The sequence below is a fragment of the Larkinella bovis genome (assembly GCF_042655385.1).
GTDB lineage: Bacteria > Bacteroidota > Bacteroidia > Cytophagales > Spirosomataceae > Larkinella > Larkinella bovis.
Genome location: NZ_JBHSMA010000002.1, coordinates 361383 through 381453 on the forward strand (window position 1 = coordinate 361383; position 20071 = coordinate 381453).

At 53.0% G+C, this 20071-nt stretch carries 19 protein-coding genes; 8 read left to right on the forward strand and 11 right to left on the reverse strand.

Translation table 11 applies throughout. The annotated features are described in order from the left end of the window. Positions 1 to 651 (forward strand): thiaminase II, encoded by a 651-nt coding sequence (gene tenA / locus ACFPMF_RS08660; protein ID WP_379843219.1) that lies wholly within the window; start codon positions 1 to 3, stop codon positions 649 to 651. Positions 652 to 663: 12 nt separating this feature from the next. On the opposite strand, the gene ACFPMF_RS08665 is transcribed toward tenA, so the two are convergent. Together ACFPMF_RS08665 and ACFPMF_RS08670 are read right to left on the reverse strand one after the other, a co-directional pair. Then, positions 664 to 1329 carry an arginine-tRNA-protein transferase gene (locus ACFPMF_RS08665; RefSeq protein WP_379843221.1) on the reverse strand — a complete coding sequence of 222 codons (666 nt, stop codon included), beginning with the start codon at positions 1327 to 1329 and terminating at the stop codon, positions 664 to 666. Between the two features lie 94 nt (positions 1330 to 1423). Beyond that, on the reverse strand, positions 1424 to 1630 hold the full coding sequence (locus tag ACFPMF_RS08670; protein ID WP_379843223.1) for a DUF4287 domain-containing protein: 207 nt from the start codon (positions 1628 to 1630) through the stop codon (positions 1424 to 1426). Positions 1631 to 2003: 373 nt separating this feature from the next. On the opposite strand from ACFPMF_RS08670, the gene ACFPMF_RS08675 reads away from it, so the two are divergent. From ACFPMF_RS08675 to ACFPMF_RS08685, 3 genes are read left to right on the forward strand one after another with little or no spacing between them, the layout of a single operon-like run. Then, positions 2004 to 2528, forward strand: coding sequence for a hypothetical protein (locus ACFPMF_RS08675; RefSeq protein WP_379843226.1), 525 nt, complete (start codon positions 2004 to 2006; stop codon positions 2526 to 2528). Next, positions 2525 to 3604 (forward strand): phosphotransferase, encoded by a 1080-nt coding sequence (locus tag ACFPMF_RS08680; RefSeq protein ID WP_379843229.1) that lies wholly within the window; start codon positions 2525 to 2527, stop codon positions 3602 to 3604. Before ACFPMF_RS08675 ends, ACFPMF_RS08680 begins: the two co-directional genes overlap by 4 nt. 22 nt (positions 3605 to 3626) lie before the next feature. Continuing rightward, on the forward strand, positions 3627 to 5411 hold the full coding sequence (locus ACFPMF_RS08685) for a T3SS effector HopA1 family protein (protein ID WP_379843231.1): 1785 nt from the start codon (positions 3627 to 3629) through the stop codon (positions 5409 to 5411). Here ACFPMF_RS08685 and ACFPMF_RS08690 read toward each other — a convergent pair. Next, positions 5383 to 7281 (reverse strand): tetratricopeptide repeat-containing sensor histidine kinase, encoded by a 1899-nt coding sequence (locus ACFPMF_RS08690; RefSeq protein WP_379843234.1) that lies wholly within the window; start codon positions 7279 to 7281, stop codon positions 5383 to 5385. The genes ACFPMF_RS08685 and ACFPMF_RS08690 overlap by 29 nt on opposite strands. 377 nt (positions 7282 to 7658) lie before the next feature. Here ACFPMF_RS08690 and ACFPMF_RS08695 point away from each other — a divergent pair, with 377 nt between their 5' ends. Together ACFPMF_RS08695 and ACFPMF_RS08700 are read left to right on the forward strand one after the other, a co-directional pair. Next, positions 7659 to 7985 carry a sensor histidine kinase gene (locus tag ACFPMF_RS08695; protein WP_379843236.1) on the forward strand — a complete coding sequence of 109 codons (327 nt, stop codon included), beginning with the start codon at positions 7659 to 7661 and terminating at the stop codon, positions 7983 to 7985. A gap of 159 nt (positions 7986 to 8144) precedes the next feature. After that, entirely contained in the window at positions 8145 to 9167 is a 1023-nt protein-coding gene (locus ACFPMF_RS08700) for a helix-turn-helix transcriptional regulator (RefSeq protein ID WP_379843240.1), read from the forward strand. 126 nt (positions 9168 to 9293) lie between these two features. On the opposite strand, the gene ygiD is transcribed toward ACFPMF_RS08700, so the two are convergent. The 5 genes from ygiD to ACFPMF_RS08725 form a co-directional block, all read right to left on the reverse strand. Beyond that, on the reverse strand, positions 9294 to 10130 hold the full coding sequence (ygiD, locus tag ACFPMF_RS08705) for a 4,5-DOPA-extradiol-dioxygenase (protein WP_379844562.1): 837 nt from the start codon (positions 10128 to 10130) through the stop codon (positions 9294 to 9296). A gap of 135 nt (positions 10131 to 10265) precedes the next feature. After that, entirely contained in the window at positions 10266 to 10769 is a 504-nt protein-coding gene (locus ACFPMF_RS08710) for a hypothetical protein (protein ID WP_379843243.1), read from the reverse strand. Positions 10770 to 10892: 123 nt separating this feature from the next. Next, positions 10893 to 12137, reverse strand: a complete 1245-nt coding sequence (fucP, locus tag ACFPMF_RS08715) for an L-fucose:H+ symporter permease (RefSeq protein ID WP_379843246.1) — start codon at positions 12135 to 12137, stop codon at positions 10893 to 10895. A gap of 137 nt (positions 12138 to 12274) precedes the next feature. Further along, positions 12275 to 13417: a trypsin-like peptidase domain-containing protein gene (locus ACFPMF_RS08720; RefSeq protein WP_379843248.1), complete on the reverse strand. Its 1143-nt coding sequence runs from the start codon at positions 13415 to 13417 to the stop codon at positions 12275 to 12277. A gap of 4 nt (positions 13418 to 13421) precedes the next feature. Beyond that, complete coding sequence (locus tag ACFPMF_RS08725) at positions 13422 to 13997, reverse strand: RNA polymerase sigma factor (protein WP_379843250.1); 576 nt, start codon at positions 13995 to 13997, stop codon at positions 13422 to 13424. A gap of 140 nt (positions 13998 to 14137) precedes the next feature. On the opposite strand from ACFPMF_RS08725, the gene ACFPMF_RS08730 reads away from it, so the two are divergent. Together ACFPMF_RS08730 and ACFPMF_RS08735 are read left to right on the forward strand one after the other, a co-directional pair. Next, on the forward strand, positions 14138 to 14320 hold the full coding sequence (locus ACFPMF_RS08730) for a hypothetical protein (protein ID WP_379843253.1): 183 nt from the start codon (positions 14138 to 14140) through the stop codon (positions 14318 to 14320). 556 nt (positions 14321 to 14876) lie between these two features. Further along, positions 14877 to 16001, forward strand: a complete 1125-nt coding sequence (locus ACFPMF_RS08735; protein ID WP_379843256.1) for a hypothetical protein — start codon at positions 14877 to 14879, stop codon at positions 15999 to 16001. Positions 16002 to 16091: 90 nt separating this feature from the next. On the opposite strand, the gene ACFPMF_RS08740 is transcribed toward ACFPMF_RS08735, so the two are convergent. From ACFPMF_RS08740 to ACFPMF_RS08750, 3 genes are all read right to left on the reverse strand, one after another. After that, a complete protein-coding gene (locus tag ACFPMF_RS08740; RefSeq protein ID WP_379843258.1) occupies positions 16092 to 17381 on the reverse strand; it encodes a sensor histidine kinase in 1290 nt (429 codons plus the stop codon). Then, positions 17378 to 18763: a sigma-54-dependent transcriptional regulator gene (locus ACFPMF_RS08745; protein WP_379843261.1), complete on the reverse strand. Its 1386-nt coding sequence runs from the start codon at positions 18761 to 18763 to the stop codon at positions 17378 to 17380. Before ACFPMF_RS08745 ends, ACFPMF_RS08740 begins: the two co-directional genes overlap by 4 nt. 123 nt (positions 18764 to 18886) lie before the next feature. Further along, a complete protein-coding gene (locus ACFPMF_RS08750) occupies positions 18887 to 20044 on the reverse strand; it encodes an ABC transporter permease (protein WP_379843263.1) in 1158 nt (385 codons plus the stop codon). Positions 20045 to 20071: the final 27 nt, after the last annotated feature.

The following is a 20071-nucleotide window of genomic DNA, read 5'->3' on the forward strand; positions in this document are numbered from 1 at the left end:
ATGCGATTCACAGAACAGCTCTGGCAGGAAATATCGCCCCTTTACGATGCTATTTTGCAGCACGGTTTTGTTAAAAAGCTGACGGCCGGTAGTTTGGCAATCGAAACCTTTCAGTATTACATCCAGCAGGACGCTCTGTATCTGGTGGATTTTAGCCGGGCACTCAGTCAGCTGGCAGCCCGCTCGGCGCAGCCCGACGAGATGCTGCTGTTCTGTGAGTTTGCCCAAAATGCCATTCGGGTGGAACGCTCGCTGCACGAGACGTATTTTACGCGGTATAACATCGAGCCGCAAACGGAGAAGATGCCGGCCTGTTTTGCGTATACGAACTACCTGCTGGCGACCACGTCGCTGCAATCGCCGGCGGTGGGCGTGGCTGCGGTTTTGCCCTGTTTCTGGATTTACCGGGAGGTGGGAACGTATATTTACCAGCGGGCCGTCTCCGAAAATCCGTATCGCGACTGGATCAACACCTACGCCGGCCCGGACTTTGACCGGGTGGTCACCCAAATGCTGGACCTGACCGACCGGCTGGCCGAAACCGCTGGCCCGGCCGAGCGGGCGGGCATGCGGGAAGCCGTCCGGCTTTCGAGCCGGCTGGAATGGTCCTTCTGGAACGACGCCTATACGCAAACCCGCTGGCCGGTGTAACGAAAACCGTCTTTAGGGTTCGTTCAAAATGTCGGCTGCGAGGATCTGGACGGTTTCCCAGGAGAACGGCAGCCATTGGCCGTTGGTATCGTCGAATACCTCCGTGGCCGCTTCGCAGGGAAATAACTTGTAGTCGAACTTGGGGTAATTGCTGACGAGATAACCGGGGTAATAATATAGTTTCTGCTGAAGGCGGGCAAAGTTGATTTTCTGCAACATCAGGAATTTTCCCAGACTGTATTTGCGGTATTCCGGATCGTAAAAATTCATGATACCAGCAATGCTTTGGTTCCCGTTGTCGAAGACGCCAACGGCAATCAGGCGGTTTTCGTCCCGCACTTCGATGGCGTAGGTATCGAACAAATCGTAGGGCACGTCATTATAGAGCCAGAATTCGACCGATTCCGGCGCTTCGAAGTCGACCGAAAATTTGTAACGCTCATAAAGCGCATTGATCTCGTCCGTCAGCGTAAAGCGTTTGGCAATGACCGTGAACCGTTCGTTGCGCCGGAGCAAACTGGTTTGTTTACTTTTATAGTCAACCTGGGGAAGCACAAACCGCAACCAGTGTACCGGAAAAATGGTATCTCCGTACACCAGGTAGCGGCACGTAAACAAGCCCTGGTGCATCCGAAAATAGCCCATGCTGAGATAAAGATCCAGCTTGTTTCCTTTCATGTCGGTGGGTGCGTTAATGCCGGGCCGGTGAGAGTTACACAACGAAACGTAACAACGTACTTTCGTTCGGTGTTCCCGGCAACCGGTTGATTGATTAGATGAGGTTATCGTCTTTGAAAACTTTATAAATCGCCATCGCGTGGCCGTGGCCCAGCGCAAAATCAGCTTTCAGCCAGGCAACAATGTCACCGGCTTTGGTACCGGGCCGAAGGAGGCCTTTTTCGGCCGCCAGCTGTTTGAAATCAGCCGGTTTTTTACCCGTTTTCTTCTCAATGGTATCGATATAAGCCTGAAAGGACATGGGTTTGCAGGTTAAATGACTTGGTAAAATAGTAAAAGTTGGGAAAAGAATGGTGTCAACTCGTTCGGTACTGCACGTTTCGACGGTAAAAAGGCCCCGTTCAGCGGTTTTTGGGCCTTTTTCGGATAAAAGCGAAAACGCTCGGTTCGCTTTTTTGACGCTGGCTGGATGAAGCCATCAAGCGATACCGGTTCACGGGCCACCTTATGGGACTCCGTGGAAATACGGGGAAAACCCCTTCGGAATACAGGATTTCTCCCCTGTTTCAAGTCTGGGTTGTTGGTGAAATTTGATGGCCTGTTTAGGCCTATGAACGAAGTTAAATTAAAAAGTAAAAGCTCACTTTTTACAGCACCGTAAACCCTGGCATCCCGTGGAAAATACACCAAAACCCGCCGACATTTCCTTCGACATGTACCGTCAGTTTCACCTGACGCAGTTTGGGGTGGAAAAAACCGAAGCAGACTATACGACCGATGCATCCCGGGCGGTGATTCGTCAGGGTTGGGTGCTGGCTGCCGATCTCACGGATAACATTCAGGAATCCCGCCGAACCGATGCATACGGGCCGACCTTCGCGGCCCATTTTTCGGCGGAACAGAACTATGCGGCTCTCTTTCTGGCCAATTACTTTTTGAAAAAAATCCTGTATTTCGAATGGCGTACCGAAAACGTATTTTACTGCCCACCCGGCCAGACGATTCAGGACGCCTATGCAAACCAGGAGAGCCCGGGTTTTACGAATTATCTCTACCAGGATACCCCCTATATCTACAGCGACGATGAACTGAAAGAATGGAGGACGGAACCATTCGGCCCGCTCAGCGCCAAATTGGGGAACAGCAGGATTGCGAGTACTACCTCAACCAATCACCAGAACCGGGCGCTGATGGCATGATTGCACTGACGGGGTACTCGGTTTTTCATTATCTTCTGAATCGCGGTCTGGTTAAGTTGACGGAGTTGTTCAAGGGCGATCTGGTCATCATTGACAATCCGTTTCCGTCGGCCCGTAATGCAAATTTCATTGTCAGGCGGCTGGACGGCCAAAATCTCTTTCTGAAACAACCCCGGAGTCTGAATCACCTGGCGGAACGGCAGAAAGAACTGCTGTTTTATGAACTGGTGAACGAGTCGGACCTGGGGCTGGAAGCGCATTGCCTGAAGGCGGTTTTGCCCATCGACGACCGGAATCAGGTCCTGATTCTGAATCATTCGGACCGGGTCATCTCGTTTGAAACGCTGCTCGGGCGGATTCCGGCGCCGTTCCGGGGAAGCCGGTTGAACGAGCCTACCCGCCAGTTGGGCCGGTTGATGGCAAACCTGCGGGAAAAACTGGACCTGAACAGGCTCAGAAACCGGTTTTCTGTTCATCATTTCGGAACGTTCACGCCCTGGCTGCTGACGCTGCGGGAGTCGGATATTGTCCAGATCGAAACCGCAAATAACCCCTATTTAGCGGCTTTCGGGCGTTTTGTCCGGCAGCACAAAACCGCCCTGAACGAACGGCTGGCAGATTGGCAAACGTCACATCTGGTCAATACGGATGCCTGCTGGCGCAACATTCTGGCAATGGCCGACCCACTGGAAACGACATCCCGGTTTGTGCTCATTGACTGGGAGTTTGCGAGTGCGGGTGATCCGCTATGGGAACTGGCCACGCTCGCGGCCGAGTATTTTCTGGCCAGCGTCCGAACGGCGGTTCTGGCCACGGATGTTGCCATTTCCCGCGATCAGTACCTCGAATTGGTGCCTATTCTGCTGACCGCATCGGGATATGACGTATCGTCTGAACCGGCAGCTTGCCGGAAAATTCATCAGTTGCTCGGGATTATTCTGTTGCAGAAATACTACCGCTGGGCGGTGGAAGGGACGCCGGATAAACTCACCGACTTTCCCAGCGTGTTTCTGTACGCACAGCGGTGTCTGACCCAGCCCGAACGGGTGATTTCAGAATTGAAAATTGGTTCATGAAGCAATGGTTGTTGATAAAGAGATGATTAGCCGAACCCGGGAACAGATTCATCCCCTTGTTCAGTTGATCCGGATTTCGGAAGATCGGCGACGGATTTTCCTGGATGGCGAGGACAAAACCGACGCGATAAGCCGCGAGATGATGGCGGAACAATTCATTTTCGATGCTTCGGATGTGCGCGCGGTTTTGCAGGTTTGGCTGTATCGTAAGCATTACATTCGCCCCGGCCAGCCGGCCACCCCCGAACCCAACGACGTCCCGTTGTTTACCTATCGCGACACGGGCGTGACGCTCAATTTCTGGAACAGCCGGGGCTGGCGTTATCCCACCGGCACCCAACGCCCGAGCCGGTTTTTCAGCGAGGTCGTTCTGTTGAAAGGGAGCCAGGCCCGTTGGGTCAATGGCGGGCGGTATATGGAAACCGGTATCGATCGGGCGTCCGGCTGGATTTTGCTCGAATCCAACGAACCGACGCATAACTTCGGTGCCGTAGCGGATGCGGTGAAATTCAACTGGATTTACGGTCGGCACCTTTCCGACGGCGACAACCGGGGGTACATCCGGTTTTACGTCAACATGAAGCCGACCAAAGCCGCCGTGGCCTGTCTGGTGCGCGAAATCCAGAATTGCTTCAACCTGCACGAGGTGCCCTTCAGCCTGAAATTCGTGGCTGATCCGGCCAAATACGACCGGGCCGATTCCGCCGTGCTCTATACCGATCACCGGTATCTGAATCTGGTGGCTATTCTGTTGCAGAATGTCTACCAGGAGCTACGACGCAACGAAGTGCTGCGAACGGATGTGCCCCTGTTTACCCGCGAACTGGCACCCGGCCTGAGCGTTGCCGAAGAACCGGATACCGGGACAAGTTTCGGGCTGGATCGGGCCTTTCAACTGGCTGATGCGCTGATGGCCGTTGGTCACGATTTTGACCCGGTTAGCCGCTGCGAGAAAGTCGACGATTTTTTACTGGAAAAAGGGTACGACCCGGATAATTTTTACCGAAACCCATTTTCGGCGGTCCAGTATGCGTTTCTGTTTGCGCATTTTGCGGAACTGAACCGGCTGCCCCGGCGCCCGGCCCTGGGTTCCGGTGACGATGGGTATCGGGTCGTCCGGTTTCGGCTGATCGACGAAATCGACTGGTTTGGACAGCTTGGCTTCAGCCGGAAAGCGTACCTGCTGGCGGCTCTGCGCATCGCCATCAAACTGTGTCGGGAAGCCATCTGGTCGTTCGACGGTCAGAGCTGGTCCTGCAACTGGCTCAGTTACCGACCCGGTTCCGATCGGAAGGAAGTGGTGTACCGGATGCTGGACGATTCGTTTGAAGAAGGCGTGAAAGGCATCCGGTTTTTTCTGAAAACCGTCTTCGAAAATTGCTACGAATCCGAACTGTTGGCCTTCGTTGTGCAGCACGCCCGCGGAACGGGTCCTATGCCGGAGCACATGCAGCGTAGGTTTCATCCCGATTGGGCTAACAAAGATCCCGATTTGGCACCCGTGGCGGAGGCACTGATTACAACCGGCCCGGCCAATCCAATGCCGTACGGGCGTTCACCCGGTGACGCTCGCAGGCTTCCACCGGCTTCGGACGGTGCCGGGCCCGACGAAAAAATAGCGGATACATTAATCGGGCGCTATCTGACGCAGGACAGACCGCTGGGCAATGCCTACGGCGAGCCGCATCCCGAGCGATCTGATCTTTTTTGTCCCAATCTGCTGTACGGGCTTGCCGGTTTTGGTTACTATTTTCTGCATGTCTACGATCCGCACCGGTTCAAGCCCATTGCTCTTTCCATACCGTAAGCGTAATGACCGTACCGAGCGGGTTGCCGGTTTCAACCCGGATTTCGCCGGGGATGGCGGCCGCCCGTTCCATGATGTTTTTCAGCCCTTTGCCGTTGGATCCCGTGCCCGCAGAAAGGCCAATGCCGTTATCGGAAACGGTCAACTCAATCGACGCATCCGAAACCGAAATCCGGATTTCGCCGGTCGAAGCCCGGGCATGTTTCAGGATATTGGCAATCAGCTCCCGCCCGATGCTGTACATTTCCATTTCCTGCTTTTTACTCAACAGGCCCCCGCGGTAGTCCGATTTGAACGAAAGCGTCAGTCGGCCACTCCGGTTGATATCACTGGCGAGCCGTTCCAGCGCCGGCGATAAGCCCAGCTTTTCCAGTTCCTGGGGCATGAGGTTGTGCGAGATCGAACGAACGTCTTTATACGCCTGCTCCATCGTGTCGAGCAACTTGTAATAAATCCGCTGCTCTTCCGGGGAGAGGTTTTGAACGTCGAAACCGTTCAACTGCCACTGGAGTGCCACCAGCGTGCTGCCGAGGTTGTCGTGCAGTTCGGACGCAACCCGCTTGCGTTCGATCGACTGACCGTTGTAATAGGCTTCCTTGATGTCCTCGTTCTTTCGAATCAGTTCAAGGTTCGCCCGGGTAAGTTCGGTTGTCCGTTCCACAACACGCTCTTCGAGCGTGTTGTTAAGGTGGTTAAGTTCCTGGTTGGAAACCGCAAGCTGGCGTTGCACCTGAAGAATTTTGCGGTTTTGAATGAAAAGCAAACTGATGAAAAGAAGAAAAACCGCTATGCTTCCCATCAGGACATTGCGCTCTGTTTCTTTTTCGGCCATGTCATTGTTTAACTGAACGACCCTGATTTTATTCTTCTCGTTTTCGTACTCGAACCGCAGGGCGTTGAGTTGCTTCTGCTGCATGTCCTGCCGGTCTTTTTCCTTGATCGCCGTGAGTTCTTCGTGATTGGCGAGGGCCGCTGCGAAATTCCCATTCGTTTTATAGCCCAGATAAAGAGCTTCTTTTAGTTCAGTTAACGCGTTGCTCATCAGGACTTTATGGTTTCGGGCGGTTTTCTCGGCCAGCGCCAGAGCCTCCCGGGTTTTTCCCTGCCTGATCAGGATGTGGGCGGTTTGGGCATCGGCGATTGCGCGTTCGTTGGGGTCGTTCTGTTTCAGTTGCCGGAAGTGATCCAGGGACTCCAGCGCCTTTTCGTACTGCCCCAATTGCCGGTAACTGGCCGCCAGGTTCACCAGACAATAGCCTTCCACCTCCATGAAATAGGGCTTACGGTTTTTACTGAGGCATAATTTGAACGATTCGATCGCTTTAGCGTAGTCGCCTTTTCGGTAATACAGCAAACCGATGTTGTTGATACTGACCAGGTAACGCGAGGTGTCGCCGGCTGCCAGTAAAACCGGCATGGCTGCTTTGTAATAGGCCATTGCGGTATCCGGGGCATTGGAATTCTGGAAGTTATCGGCCAGATACCGCAAGGCAAACCCAAGGTACTGTTTATCGTGCAACTGTTCCGCAGTATGCCGGCCCCGCATGAGGTATTCGCAGGCCCGGAAATAATACCCTTTGCGTCCCGAAAAATAACCGTAATAACACTGGGCAATCATCAGGCCACGGGGCCATTTCCGGTTTTCCGCAATCGATAGAGCCTCCTGGAAAAGGGCGAGGGCCGTATCGTCCGACGTGACCAGTTTACCCAGCTGACACAGCAGCAGCCCCCGCGCCGTATCAGCCCGAAACGATTGATTGGCTGGTGGTAACTGGGCCAGTCGTCTCCGCAGGCTGTCCGCCGGAGACCGGGCGACGGTTTCGGTCAGGGTGATCAGCAGGAACGTGAAAAGCAGATAAAAAGGACGCATGAAGGCTGAGCAATTTCAGGCTTGAAACGATTCGGTGGCTGGGAACAATTGGCTGAATTCAGTCCGTGAAAAATGCTATGAAATACGGGAAATTCCCCGTTGAGTCTAAAAAAGAGGATTGGGAAATTTGTTTACTCCGATCATGTGTTTAAAAATAACAGCTAATTAGTGAAATATTCGTTGATCGTAACCTAAACTATTGAAAATATGTCGAAAATACGGGGGAGAACGGTCGATCTCGGTGGGCATTCAAAAACCGGGCGAGCAGCGAGTCGTCTCTGTCAGATACGGGTTCCATGGTGTTCACTCTACTGACGTTGGAGGTTACGATTCTGGTCGTACCTGGGATCATTCTATTTCTTCTCGGCTGGCTGACAATGCGCAGGCGTCAGGGGCAACGCCAGGCAAAACAGGATGCGTTGGACCGGGAACGTCTCGTCTCCAGGCTGGAATGGCAGCGTGCACTCCTGAAGGAAGCCGCCGAGGAGTTGCACGAAAATATCGGTCAGTTGTTGATTCTGACCCAGTTAACCACTTTTTCCATTGAGGAAAAAGTGGGAGACCCCGCCCTGGCCCCGGATTTCAAAACCGTGTACGAGTCCCTGCAAACCGGAATCAATTCGGTGCGGACGCTTTCGAATAAATTAAAAGCCGAAAACCAGCCGGCTGGAGGAAGCCACCTTGAACCGGGCTTTCGAGCTTAGCCACCGGGGCATTTGAGACCCTCCAAAACCGCCCCGGCCGTAACAATTCAACCAACGAAACTACCGCTTGACCCCGTTCATCGATCAGTTGGTAGGAGAACCGGATTTGCCGGACCCGGAGCGGGCTTACTTTTGGGTCATCCAACCCAAAGATTTCGCATGGCCGCTACGGTTTTAAATACGGCGGATTTGCTCGACGGTGAAATCATCGCCCGGTCGCAGGTCCTGAACCCCTCCACGGGTGGCACCACCGACCCTGGCCTGCTCCGTTTCCGGCATCCCGAAGCCGGTTTGATCCAGGTCCGGAATTCGGACTTCGCCCATATGCAAATCATTGACATGCAATGGGAGGCCCCGAAGGATATCATCCTGCACGAAACGGTGCCGTCGGACTGTATCGCCATCAATTTTATGCTGGGCGGATGTGTTGATTCGCAGTTTCGGGGATTGAAGAATTGCCTGAACATGCGGGCTGGAACGCACAACCTGATTTATACACCCGAGAGCGGCCATACCAATTGGATGCCGGGAGGGCAGTCGCTGTCGACGTTGCTGGTGACCCTGGATAAAAACTTTTTCGCGGCCTCGATTGGGCAGGACGACGCCTGGAGCGAACAGATTCTGACCGATCTGGAACACGACCGACCTTTTGCCGGTTTTCAGGGCGTTGGGATGGTGACGCCCCCGATGCGTTACCTGATTGACGATATACGAAACAACAAGGCAACCGGACCGCTGCGGAATCTTCTGCTTCAGTCACGCATACTGGAGCTGATCGCCTTTGAGATCGAACAGTTCAAAACGCCGGCGACTTGCTGCGAAACAATTCCGGCGGATGAGGTGGACAAACTGCACCAGTTGAAAACCTATCTGGATGCAAACTTCCTGGGCGAGCACTCGCTGGCCCAGCTAAGCCGCTATTGTCTGCTGAATGAGTTCAAGTTGAAGAAAGGATTCAAGGCGTTGTTCAACATCACGATTTTTAACTACCTCCGTAAACGGCGGATGGAATATGCCGGGCAACTGCTCCGCAACGGGGCAATGTCGGTCGATGAAGTAGCGGATCGGCTGGGCTACGAACATTCCCAGCATTTTTCGATTGCGTTTAAAAAGTATACCGGCCTTAATCCGTCGCAGTACCAGCGCGGCAAAAGTGCCGGTCGAAGCCTACCCGCTGGCTAACAAAACCGGGTGCCCCGCGCAGCCTGCTGGCAAACGGCCGGACACCCGGTTTGATTTTGAGGTTTCGGGAGGAGTTTACCAGCCTTCCGGTCTACCCACGATCCTAATAGAAACCAGTACCACCGGTCAGGCACCGATCTTGACCGACGTCATGGTGAGTGAACCAGCCACCGCCCGATCATTGAAGAACGAAACCGGATCTTTGCTGCCTTTCAGACCCAGGTTGTAGAGCAAGGGCAAATAGTGTTCCGGCGTCGGAATGGCCAGTTGCGCTTCGCGCCCCAGGCTGCTGTAATGGATCAGTGGTTGGAAATCGCCGTCGCTGATCAGGGTCTTGAAGGTATCATTCATGGAGACGGCCCAGTCGTAGCCGTAATTCGGTACGTCCATTTTGTCCCAGGCTACCATCCGCAGGTTATGCACCATGTTGCCGCTGCCGATAATCAGCACGCCTTTTTTTCGGAGTTCATACAGCTCCCGGGCCAGCTCAAAATGGTATTGTGGTCCTTTGGTGTAGTCAATGCTGAGTTGCAAAACCGGAATGTTGGCGTCCGGGTACATATGCCGAACCACCGTCCAGGTGCCGTGGTCGAGCCCCCAGTCGTGCGCCAGCTCGACCTGGGTCGAATGGAGCAGGCTGGCGGTTTCTTTCGCTAACGCCGGATTGCCGGGGGCCGGATACTGCACTTCGAACAACGCCCGCGGAAATCCGCCGAAATCGTGAATGGTTTCCGGGAAATCCATCGCCGTAATTTTCGTGCCTTTGGTAAACCAGTGCGCCGAAATCACCAGCACGGCGGTCGGCGTCGGAATTTCCTGCGCCATGCTTTTCCAGCGTTGGCTAAACTCATTATCCTGGATGCCATTCATGGGCGAACCGTGGCCGATAAACAGAACTGGCATCAGGGTTCCCTGCTCATTCAGGCTATCCGTAAATCGTTTGAAGTCTGGTAAGGTGTTCATAGTCAGTGTTCCTGTTAAAATCGTCTTGATAAATCGACTGCGTTTCATAGCGTATTAGCTAAGTTCGGTCATTTAATGTATAAACATTTTTTGTATATACATTAGTTCAATGAACTGAGCGATCCGGTTTTGAATTTACAGCCGACGTTCGTGATGAATCGAGATGCTGTACCCGGCATAGTGACCGGCGATGCCATTTCCGGCGTCGGCGGGTTTGAAACTGACGACAATGTTGTCCTTGTAAAAAATCTGCCGCTCCGTAAACTCCGACCCGGCCACGGTTTCCGCCGGTTTGAATCCCATCGCAACCAGTTCTTGGCGCAAAGCCATCTGGACGGTTTTCGACGGTTGCTGAAAATTCAGCAATCCCAGGTGGCGATTGCAAATGTACTGAATCAGGACGGCTGACTGGCTTAAATCGGGTACGTTCGGAAAGAGGGGATAGGCGTAGATGCCGGCCGGATTCGCGACACTTTCGGAGCGTTGTTTAAAGATAAGTCCTTTCCGGAACATACAGGAATCGAACTCGGCGGTTTTTAAGCACGTCAGGTCTATCAACTCCCGCATGGTGATTTTCTGGGCCAAAACCGGGCTATTCAGCAGCAGAAAGAGAATGATCAGGCGATAAAGGCTTTTCATGAGCTAAAAGGTGTAGTCTATAGTTTGTTTAGCAAGCAAATAATCGGCCGGTTTTAATGGGCCACAAATAGCAGAAGGCCAGCTTCAAGCTGGCCTTCTGCCTACCCACGGACCGGTGGGCGATTAATAAACTTTGTAGAACTTCGCTCCGAAGAGGAAAATGACGGCGTAACAGATAATGGGCAGGTAGTAGGCCGTGGCCACGTCATAATCGGCCACGGCCCCCATCGCAAACGGGAAAAAGGCCCCTCCGCAAACACCCATCGAAATAAACGAAGCCGCCTGCTGCGTGTGCGAACCCAGGTTTTTCAGGCCAAGGCTGAAAATGGTCGGGAACATGATGCTGAAAAAGAAATTGAGCATCAGCAAGGCGATGAACGAGGGCCAACCCAGGCTTTGGGCTACAATCAGGCACATGAGAATATTGCAGGCGGCAAAAATGGCCAGCAGGGAATGCGGGGCAATAAACCGCATCAGGAATGTACCGACAAACCGCCCGGCCAGCATTAGGGCCATAAACAAGACCATGTAATTCCCGGCGGTCGCGTCGGAAAAGCCCATTTTTTCGTGCCCGTAGTTGATGAAAAACGCCCAGGTTCCGCCCTGCGCGGCCACGTTGAAAAACTGCGCAATCACCGCCCAGACAAAATGCCGGTGCTGGAAAAGGCTTTTGCCCGGTTCATGGTCGACATTCACGGCATCCGGGTCGACGCTGGACGACGCGTGCGGATCGGTTAGCGTGGGAACTTTTACGAACGAAAACAGGATGGCAATACCGGCAATAACACTCCCAATGGCAATGTACAGCATTTTAACCGAGGTCAGATCCGTGCTGCCTTCGGTATTGTTCCGCAACAGAAAGTAGGAGCCGATGGCTGGTCCCATGATGGCACCGAGTGCGTTGAAGGCCTGGGCAAAGTTGATCCGCTGGTCGCTGGTTCGCTGGTCGCCGAGGGAGGCCACAAACGGGTGCGCCACGGTTTCGAGCGTGGAAAGGCCGCATCCCAGAATGAACAGGGCCAGCCCGAAATACGGAAAGGATGCCGCACTGGCTGCCGGTACGAACAGAAACGATCCGGTGGCAAAAAGGCCCAGACCGAGCAGAACGCCGGACTTATAGCCAAACCGCTTCATGAACAGACCGGCCGGTATGCCCATGACAAAATAGGCACCAAAGATCGCAAACTGGACAAAGGCCGACTGGGTTTTGGTCAGGCTCAGAACGTGTTGAAAGTGTTTGTTCAGGACGTCGCCCATCGTGATGGCGATGCCCCAGAACATGAATAGCGAGGTGACGAATACGAGCGTGATGAGGTATTTTTTTTCGGTAAAAGCCGCTGGCTTTGAGGTGCTTACGCCTGACTGCATAGTAAAGAGTTCGTTTGGTCAATGGAGCAACGGGTAAATTGCCGGGACAAGGTAACGCTTAAATTTAACTTGGTAAAACCCAATTAAAAAAGCCGACCCTTTCGGGATCGGCTTTCGGTCCATCGGTAGACGGAAAATTATTTCTCGTGCTTGAAGACTTTCACGATGTACACATTCTCCTGAATCTTCTTGATCTGATCCTTGCGGGATAGTTTGGCCAGACCGTTTTTGCGACTCATCCGGATCGAATTGTTCTTGAGTGAATCCGTCGGAATGGCAGAAATTGCCCGGAACAGGTAATCGGTTTTGATCGCGAAGGTAGCGCCTTCCGTGGAGGTTTGCTTGCCGCTGATGATTCCGATGACGTTTCCCTTTTCGTCGAGCAGCGGCCCGCCGGAGTTCCCGGGATTGACACTGATGGCCACCTGATAAGCCGTTGAATCGCCCCGGTAGCCGGTTTTGGAACTCAGGTATCCTTCGCCGTACACAATTTCTTCCCGGGGAAAACCGAGCGTAAAAACGCGTTCGCCGAGGTCCGACGGACCGGCTTCGAAACCGTAGGGGAGGGCGGTTTTAACCCGAAACGAACTGTCTTCGTGTACCTGCAAAATCGCCAGATCGTATTTCCGGTCGGCGTACACGACCTTCGCTTTGTAAATCTCTCCTTTGGTACTCTGGATATAGACCGAATCGGCATCCTGGATGATGTGCGTATTGGTCACCAGATACCCATCCGGCGACAGCAGAAAACCGGAACCGGCCACCTGACCGGGGTTGATTTGCAACGCCCGTTCGCGGGCGTTCAGGTCCTGCAGAATGGCGTTCTGCGACCGGCGGATGGCCTGCAAATCCCGGCGCATCATGCTGTATTGTTCCTGCTGCTTGTGGCTCGACTGGTACTGCCGGATCAGCATCAGCGTACCGAAGGTCGTGATGAGGGCGACGGTGGCGGCCACTGCCAGAATCGGGCGGTAGGTTTGCCACAATTGCCGGATCGTTCCGGTGTTGTGGCGCAGCGGACGCACGTTTGGTTCCTGGTTCGCTTCCTCCCGGATAGCGTCCATATCCAGATTCGCGTGAATCCGGTTCAGGCGTTGGCGAAAGTCCGACCGTTGCCCATAGTGCTGCATGGCCTGCGCCAACTGCTGTTGTTCGCGGGCTCGTTGCGCCAGAACCGGGTCCGACCGGCGGAGGGCTTCAAATTCCACCCGTTCGGTTTCCGTCAGCTCGTTGCGGAGCCATTTGTCAACCCAATCGGTGAATTGGTGGGGATCAATCATGGAATTACTCTTCTTTAAACACGGAAAAGAACAACCGTTTCAGCCGCATCAGGCATTTGTATTTCTGCGTCTTGGCGTTATCGGCGTTCGTATAGCCAAACTTTTCGGTAATAGCCTGCATCGACAGATGGCGGATGTAAAAATCCTCCAGCAAAGTCCGGCAGGGTTCTCCCAGGCGGTCGAGCGAATCGGCCATGAGGTCGAACTGGCGGTCGCGGACTTCGTGATCGATCAGATCCTCGCTCACGTCGGCCGCGTCTTCGGTATCTCTGAGCAATGCACCGGTCCGGTTTCGGGTCGACAACTGCTTGAGCCAGAGCCGTCGACTGACCGAATAGATATACGTTTTTAGCTGACAATGCAAATCCAGCGAATTCGCCGTCAGTTTCTCGTACAGCACAATCAGGGTTTCCTGGTAAATGTCCTTGGCGTCATCTTCCGTGCCGCTATTGTTCAGAATCAAGTGCAGTACCATCGGAAAATACCGCCGGTACAGTTCTTCCAATACCGTATCCGAACCGTTGGCCAAGCCCGCAAGCAATTGGTCGTCAGATAAATGAAACCGGTTCGAGTTTGTCATTGGTTTCTTGCATACTTAATACAATTTCGGGTCAAATGTAACCCAAAAAATTTTTTTTATTTTTTTCAAAAAACGTGGGTTACCTAATGGCCCCTCTGCGTATTAAGGGTGAGATCTATTAACATAAACTGACTACTCTCATGAAACGTATTGTAAAATCTGTATTGTTCGTTGCAACGATGGTTTCTTTGGCAGCTGCTTGCCAGTCTAAAAAAGCTGAAGACACGACTTCAACGACCGATTCAACGGCTGTAACGGATTCTTCATTTGCATCAGACACAACGATGGCTTCGGACAGCGCTGCTGCTGATTCTGCAAGATAAGCTACCGTTCGTTCGTATAACGAATAAAAGCCGCTCAGTAATGGGCGGCTTTTGTCTTTTTATCCGATTCGGGTTGCAAAGCCAGAAAATGCAGCATCTTAAAATAATTGGGCTAGGCATTGTTTATTTAGAAGCATTCTAATTAATTTGTGCCGTAGCTAACCGACGCACGAGGGTGAAACGAATGTAACCAACTAAAACAGCTATGCCGTTGAACATCCTGTTAAGGGTTGGTGTCTTCCATCGGTTTCGAAACCACGCAAACCTGACCGGAATCCAGATAGTACAGTAAAAGCTATAGTGAGTAGGATGGAAAAAGCAGGGTCTTTGACGCTGCTTTTTTTTGTGGACAATACATCGGATTTTTGCGCGTACTAATCAAGGGGCCAGCCGCCAAAACCGGGGACCAACGCCAGTCCGTTGAAAATTAGCCTCTGGTCCCCAAGTGTGCCGGACGACGTGTATTTTTACCCCTTCATGGTCTGTCGGTCGGCGGTTGCTGGCCCCAAAACAGTTTGGTAACGATTCTATGTATAAACCGTATCGAATCCGGCGAATGGCTTTTCTGCTTGCGGCAGGACTAATTTTCGCCCTGGCTTCCTGCAAGCAGGAACGTGACGACAAATTGAAACCTTCGCTTTATGTTCCACTGGTGTACGACAGCCTGGGTTTTACGTTCAACACGCAATCGCTCGTTCCCCTGATCGATCAGTTCATGGTGCTGCGCCGGGAATTGCAGAAGGGAAACCAGAAGGGCACGTATGTGTCCGAAGAATCTCTCAATGCGGCTTTTACGCAGGGAACGTTCAGTCTGCGGTCGGTGACAACACCGTATTTCATCAGCCGGTTGCAGTCGCAGAATAACGGTTTTTTTGCGGAATTATCGAAAGCCAGTGGCGGTTTGTTCAGCCCGTACGACCGGGGATGGGAAGGGGGCGTTTACAGTGGTCATCTATTCGATGAATACGGGCTGGAAGTGGGGCAGGTGATCGATAAAGGCCTGTACGCAGCGGCTTTGTACCATTACGCGATGTCCCTGACCACTGGCATGTTCCGGCCCGCAACGGTCGACCAGATTCTGTTTCTCTACGGGGCAAATCCGGCCTTTTATAACAGCGACAACACGACCTTCTATCCGAATGCGGACCGGCTGATGGCGGCTTATGCGGCCCAGCGCGACGACGGAACCGGTACGGGCCTGTATAGTCAGACCCGACAGGCCTTTATCACGCTGCAAACCGCCCTGAAAGCAGGGGAGGATTATAATGCGTACCGGGACGAAGCCCTGGCAACCCTTAAATTAAACTGGGAAAAAACGACCGCAGCCACGGTGATTCACGCCATTCACGAAGCCGTTGTCCTGCTCAATAGGCCAAACCTGAATGATGAACAGCGGGCGAAGGGAATGCACTGGATTAGTGAAGCCGCCGGTTTTCTGCACGGCTGGCGGATGATCGACGCGGGGAATAAGAAAATTACGGATGCCCAGATCGACGAAATCCTGACCTTGCTGAATGCCCCGTATGATCGGTCAGCTTCGGTCTATCGCTTTATTACCAATCCGGGTGAGGAACTGTCGAAGCTGTCGGAAGCCGTCGCCCGAATCCAGGGGCTCTACGGTTTTACGAACGACGAAGTGGAAAGTTTCCGCCGGAACTATGTCAACGACCAGAACCGGTAATGTTCTTCAAACTGACTACTCAGCAGGAAAACGTCTGTTGAGTAGTCAGTAGTCTTGAGTAGCGTTAACCAGTTTGTCTCGCTATTCACCTTACCACGAAATGGTAAACTCCGTCCAGCCGTCGGGATTGGTTTTGAGAGAAAACGGAAAGCCGTGATTGAGGAGAATGTCGCGGGTGAGGGTTAGGCCGATGCCCTGACCGTCGGGTTTGGTACTGAAGAACGGATTGAACAGGTTGGTTTCCAGGTCCGGGCTGATGGGTTTGCCGTTATCCCGAACGAGTAATTGGTTGTTTTTCAGGACAACTTCCACGGTTTGGCCCGCAGTACAGGCTTCAATGGCATTTTTGATCACATTGACCAGCACCTGTTCTACCTGTACCACATCCACCGGCAGAAAAACCGCATCGGTTTGGAAGTCAAGCCGAAAACCAACGCCCTTCGCTTCGGCCTGTGGCTGCATCAGCAATCCGACATTCCGGATGACTTCGACCAGATCGGTACGGTTTTTCTGTGGGGGCGGCAACCGAACCACATCGGCGAACCGGCGCATGAACAGATTCAGCCGGTCGTTGCGCTCGATGGCTACCTGGAGCGCGTGGGTCACGTCTTCCTGTTCGGGCGTTGCGACGAACGATTTGGTGACGTTCAAAATGGAGTTGATGGCACCGATGGAGTTGTTCACTTCGTGCGCCATCATCCGGATCACTTTGCTGTACGCCTTTTTTTCGGATTCCAGAATCTCGCTGGTCAATTCTTCGATCAGCATGAAATCGCGCCGGAAGCCCCGGTCCATGAAGTGCGAACGCTGCACGCGGTAGGTTTCAACACCGGAGCCCTTGATGGTCTTGGTTTCAAAATCACCGGACTCGGTCAGCTGGTTGAGCAACGGATGGTCGATTTCGGCCAGCGCGTGGCCTTTTAGCTGACTATCCGGTTGTTGCAGCAAAACCGTTGCTTTGGGGTTCGCCGACGCAATCCGCCCGTCGAAGTCAAAAATCAGCGTAGCGATGGGCGAGGCTTCGATGAGCTTTTCCAGAAAAAACTGCTGTTCCATTTGTTTGGTGCGTTCCTGACGCAACTGATCAATCATCAGGTTGTATACCTCAATCAACCCGTCAACTTCCCGGTTACCGGTTTCTACAAACTTGATCGTGAAATCCTGGTCCTTAATCGCTTCAATACCCGACGAAATAAACTGAGAAGGTTGGCCGAAAGCGCGGTAAATCTGAATCGCCACGCCAACGGAAATCAGTACCAGCACTTCCGAAATGATGAACAACAGTTTGTTTTCCTGAAGCCATTTGAAAATCAGAAAGACCAAGGCCGCGTGAACCGCGATGATGTAGAGCAGGTATTTCGTGCGCAGGGAGAGCTTCATGAATCGGTGGTATACGGTATTCCATATTTTTCCAGCCGCCGGTAGAGCGCAAACCGCGTGATGCCCAGCGCCCGGGCCACTTTCGAGACTTTATTGTTGTAAAGCTCCATGGCCCGCCGAATCATCTGGTATTCCAGCTCATCCAGGGTAATTGTGCCCACTTCCGGCAGCGAACGCGCGGACTGGGGCTGAGGACCAGGGGTAATTTGCCCCTGAAAATCCGTAATGCCGAGTTCATTGGTAGACGATAGTAAAACCGTGCGTTCGACGATGTTTTTCAATTGGCGGATATTACCCGGTAACGTCAGGTTGCGGGCCCATTGCAGTGCGGCTGGATGGATGTTGAGGTTGGGCCGCTGGTAAATGGTTTTGAGGTTGTTGACAAAATACGTAATCAGGGGCGGAATATCGTCGGGACGTTCGCGCAGGGCCGGGAGCCTGACGGTAATCAGGTTGATCCGGTAAAACAAATCCTCGCGGAAAGTACCCCGGGCCACCATTTCCTCCAGGTTGCGGTTGGTGGCGCAGATCACCCGCACATCGACGGTTTTGCTCCGGCTGCTACCCAGTGGCTCGAACGTGCGGTCCTGCAACACCCGCAGCAGTTTCACCTGACTTGCCAGATCCAGATCGCCGATTTCGTCCAGAAAAATGGTGCCTTTGTTGGCCAGCTCAAACCGCCCGACGCGGTCGGACTTGGCATCGGTGAAGGCGCCCCGCAGGTGGCCAAACAATTCGCTTTCGAACAAGGTCGAGGAAATACCGCCCAGATTGACCTTCACGAACGGTTTGCTCCGGCGCCGGCTGTTCTGGTGAATGGCTTCGGCAATCAGCTCCTTGCCCGTACCGCTTTCGCCCGTGATCAAAACCGGCGCGTCGGTGGAGGCCACCCGCCCAATGGTTTCCAGAATTTCGAGCAATTTTGGATCTTCCCCGACAATATGTTCAAACTGGTATTGCTGATCGAGTTTCCGGCGACTGAGCGATCGGGCCGGGTTTTCGTCTACCGGGTGCCGGTTCAGGTTCATCAACGTCCGGACGGATTGCAGCACGTACTCATTTTGCCACGGCTTGGTGATGAAATCCTTCGCCCCGGCTTTCATGCCCTGTACGGCCAGGTCGATGGTTCCCCAGCCCGTAATCAGAATGACCGGAATGGTGGGGTAACGGTTTCGGATGGTGGTCAGCAGGTTCATCCCTTCTTCGCCGGATGTTTCGATGGAAAAATTCATATCCAGTAAAATCAGCTCGGCGGCTTCGGCGTCGAGGGTGTTCAGGGCCTGCTCCGGATTGCTGGCAGTCTGCACCACAAAACCGTCTCTCCGCAAGAGAAGCGAGAGCGAGGTCTGAACCGCAATATCGTCGTCGATGATAAGAAGCATGTGACCGGGAAGATAGTAAAAGTTGTTACACAGAGTTGATCAAAGGACATCAGAGTTAATCAAAGAAATCTCTGTGTAATTCTGATGTCCTCTGATCAACTCTGTGTAACAACTCATTAGACGTTATTCCTCATGCAAGGCCACCGCCGGTTGAATCTGGGCGGCCTGGCGGCTGGGGAACAGGGCGCAGAGCGTGACAATGCCGTAGATGATCAACACCGACAACATAATGGCCGTGAGGTAAATACCGGCTTCGAGGTCGAACACGTTCAGCAGCGGAAACTGGGCGGCAAACAGCAAACCGATCAGCAGTCCGAAGGTGGCCAGTACCCAGATTTCGCCAATGAATTGCCGCGAGATACCGGAGCCGGTAGCGCCCAGCGCCCGGCGCAGCCCGATTTCGCCCCGTCGTTTGGCAATGCTCAGGTTCAGAACGCCGAACAGACCGAGGGCCACGTTAATCAGCAAAAAGCCGGATACGATCAGGAAAATGATCATCGGTACGAGGGTCAGGTTTTGCTGGTTTTTGTGGGAGTCGGTGAGGTAGTCCACTTCCACGCTCCAGCCGGTAACCATCGCCGTAATGTCTTTCACCAGTCGGGCTTCAAACAGCGCATCGGTACCGGGTTTTACCCGAATCAGTAACAAATCATTCCAGGGGCTTTTGGCATCCAACAGTTCAAAGACCGCCGGTTTGTCCGCCATAAATTCTCCTTTTGACTTGAAGGTATTGACCACGCCGATTACTTTGAAACGGTCGCCAACAATTTTTCCCAACGGATTTTCGACCTCTCCAAAAAGCGCTTCCTTTAATTTTCGATTGATGACAATCGGCGTGTATTTGCCGACACTGTCGGCACTCCGGTACCAACGTCCTTCGGCGATGGGAATGGCCAACGTTTCGGCGAAATGCTCATCGGTGGAGAAAAAATCGGCTAATACATTCTTTTTGTTGTATTCGATACCATTATTCATGGTGCTCTGCGCAAACGGAAAATTGTTGCTCATGCGAGACGCCGATTCCACGTCGGAATACGCTTTGATCCGCTGCAAAACCCGTTCAATTTTTGCGGCCACTTCGACACTATCCTGGTTGCTATTTAAACTGATTGCCCAGACATTCCGGTATTCAAACCCCAGCGGTTCACGGTAATTCCGGAAGTTGTAGACAATCAGCGAGGTAAGTCCGAACAGGACCAGGAACGAAGCCCATATCTCGACCAGCACCAGTGCGTGGGTCTTCTTTTTGTTCCAGATGAGTTTAAAGAGGTGACGGATCATGATGTAAAGAGCGAAAGAGTAAATGGT

Bases quoted from the DNA above. Each gene is read 5' to 3' on its own strand.
- ACFPMF_RS08735 (WP_379843256.1), top strand. From the start codon at position 14,877: ATGGCTTTTCTGCTTGCGGCAGGACTAATTTTCGCCCTGGCTTCCTGC.
- ACFPMF_RS08750 (WP_379843263.1), bottom strand. From the start codon at position 20,044: ATGATCCGTCACCTCTTTAAACTCATCTGGAACAAAAAGAAGACCCAC.
- ACFPMF_RS08740 (WP_379843258.1), bottom strand. From the start codon at position 17,381: ATGAAGCTCTCCCTGCGCACGAAATACCTGCTCTACATCATCGCGGTT.
- ACFPMF_RS08725 (WP_379843250.1), bottom strand. From the start codon at position 13,997: ATGACAAACTCGAACCGGTTTCATTTATCTGACGACCAATTGCTTGCG.
- ACFPMF_RS08670 (WP_379843223.1), bottom strand. From the start codon at position 1,630: ATGTCCTTTCAGGCTTATATCGATACCATTGAGAAGAAAACGGGTAAA.
- ACFPMF_RS08680 (WP_379843229.1), top strand. From the start codon at position 2,525: ATGATTGCACTGACGGGGTACTCGGTTTTTCATTATCTTCTGAATCGC.
- ACFPMF_RS08665 (WP_379843221.1), bottom strand. From the start codon at position 1,329: ATGAAAGGAAACAAGCTGGATCTTTATCTCAGCATGGGCTATTTTCGG.
- tenA (WP_379843219.1), top strand. From the start codon at position 1: ATGCGATTCACAGAACAGCTCTGGCAGGAAATATCGCCCCTTTACGAT.
- fucP (WP_379843246.1), bottom strand. From the start codon at position 12,137: ATGCAGTCAGGCGTAAGCACCTCAAAGCCAGCGGCTTTTACCGAAAAA.
- ACFPMF_RS08745 (WP_379843261.1), bottom strand. From the start codon at position 18,763: ATGCTTCTTATCATCGACGACGATATTGCGGTTCAGACCTCGCTCTCG.
- ygiD (WP_379844562.1), bottom strand. From the start codon at position 10,130: ATGAACACCTTACCAGACTTCAAACGATTTACGGATAGCCTGAATGAG.
- ACFPMF_RS08700 (WP_379843240.1), top strand. From the start codon at position 8,145: ATGGCCGCTACGGTTTTAAATACGGCGGATTTGCTCGACGGTGAAATC.
- ACFPMF_RS08695 (WP_379843236.1), top strand. From the start codon at position 7,659: ATGCGCAGGCGTCAGGGGCAACGCCAGGCAAAACAGGATGCGTTGGAC.
- ACFPMF_RS08685 (WP_379843231.1), top strand. From the start codon at position 3,627: ATGATTAGCCGAACCCGGGAACAGATTCATCCCCTTGTTCAGTTGATC.
- ACFPMF_RS08720 (WP_379843248.1), bottom strand. From the start codon at position 13,417: ATGATTGATCCCCACCAATTCACCGATTGGGTTGACAAATGGCTCCGC.
- ACFPMF_RS08710 (WP_379843243.1), bottom strand. From the start codon at position 10,769: ATGAAAAGCCTTTATCGCCTGATCATTCTCTTTCTGCTGCTGAATAGC.
- ACFPMF_RS08690 (WP_379843234.1), bottom strand. From the start codon at position 7,281: ATGCGTCCTTTTTATCTGCTTTTCACGTTCCTGCTGATCACCCTGACC.
- ACFPMF_RS08730 (WP_379843253.1), top strand. From the start codon at position 14,138: ATGAAACGTATTGTAAAATCTGTATTGTTCGTTGCAACGATGGTTTCT.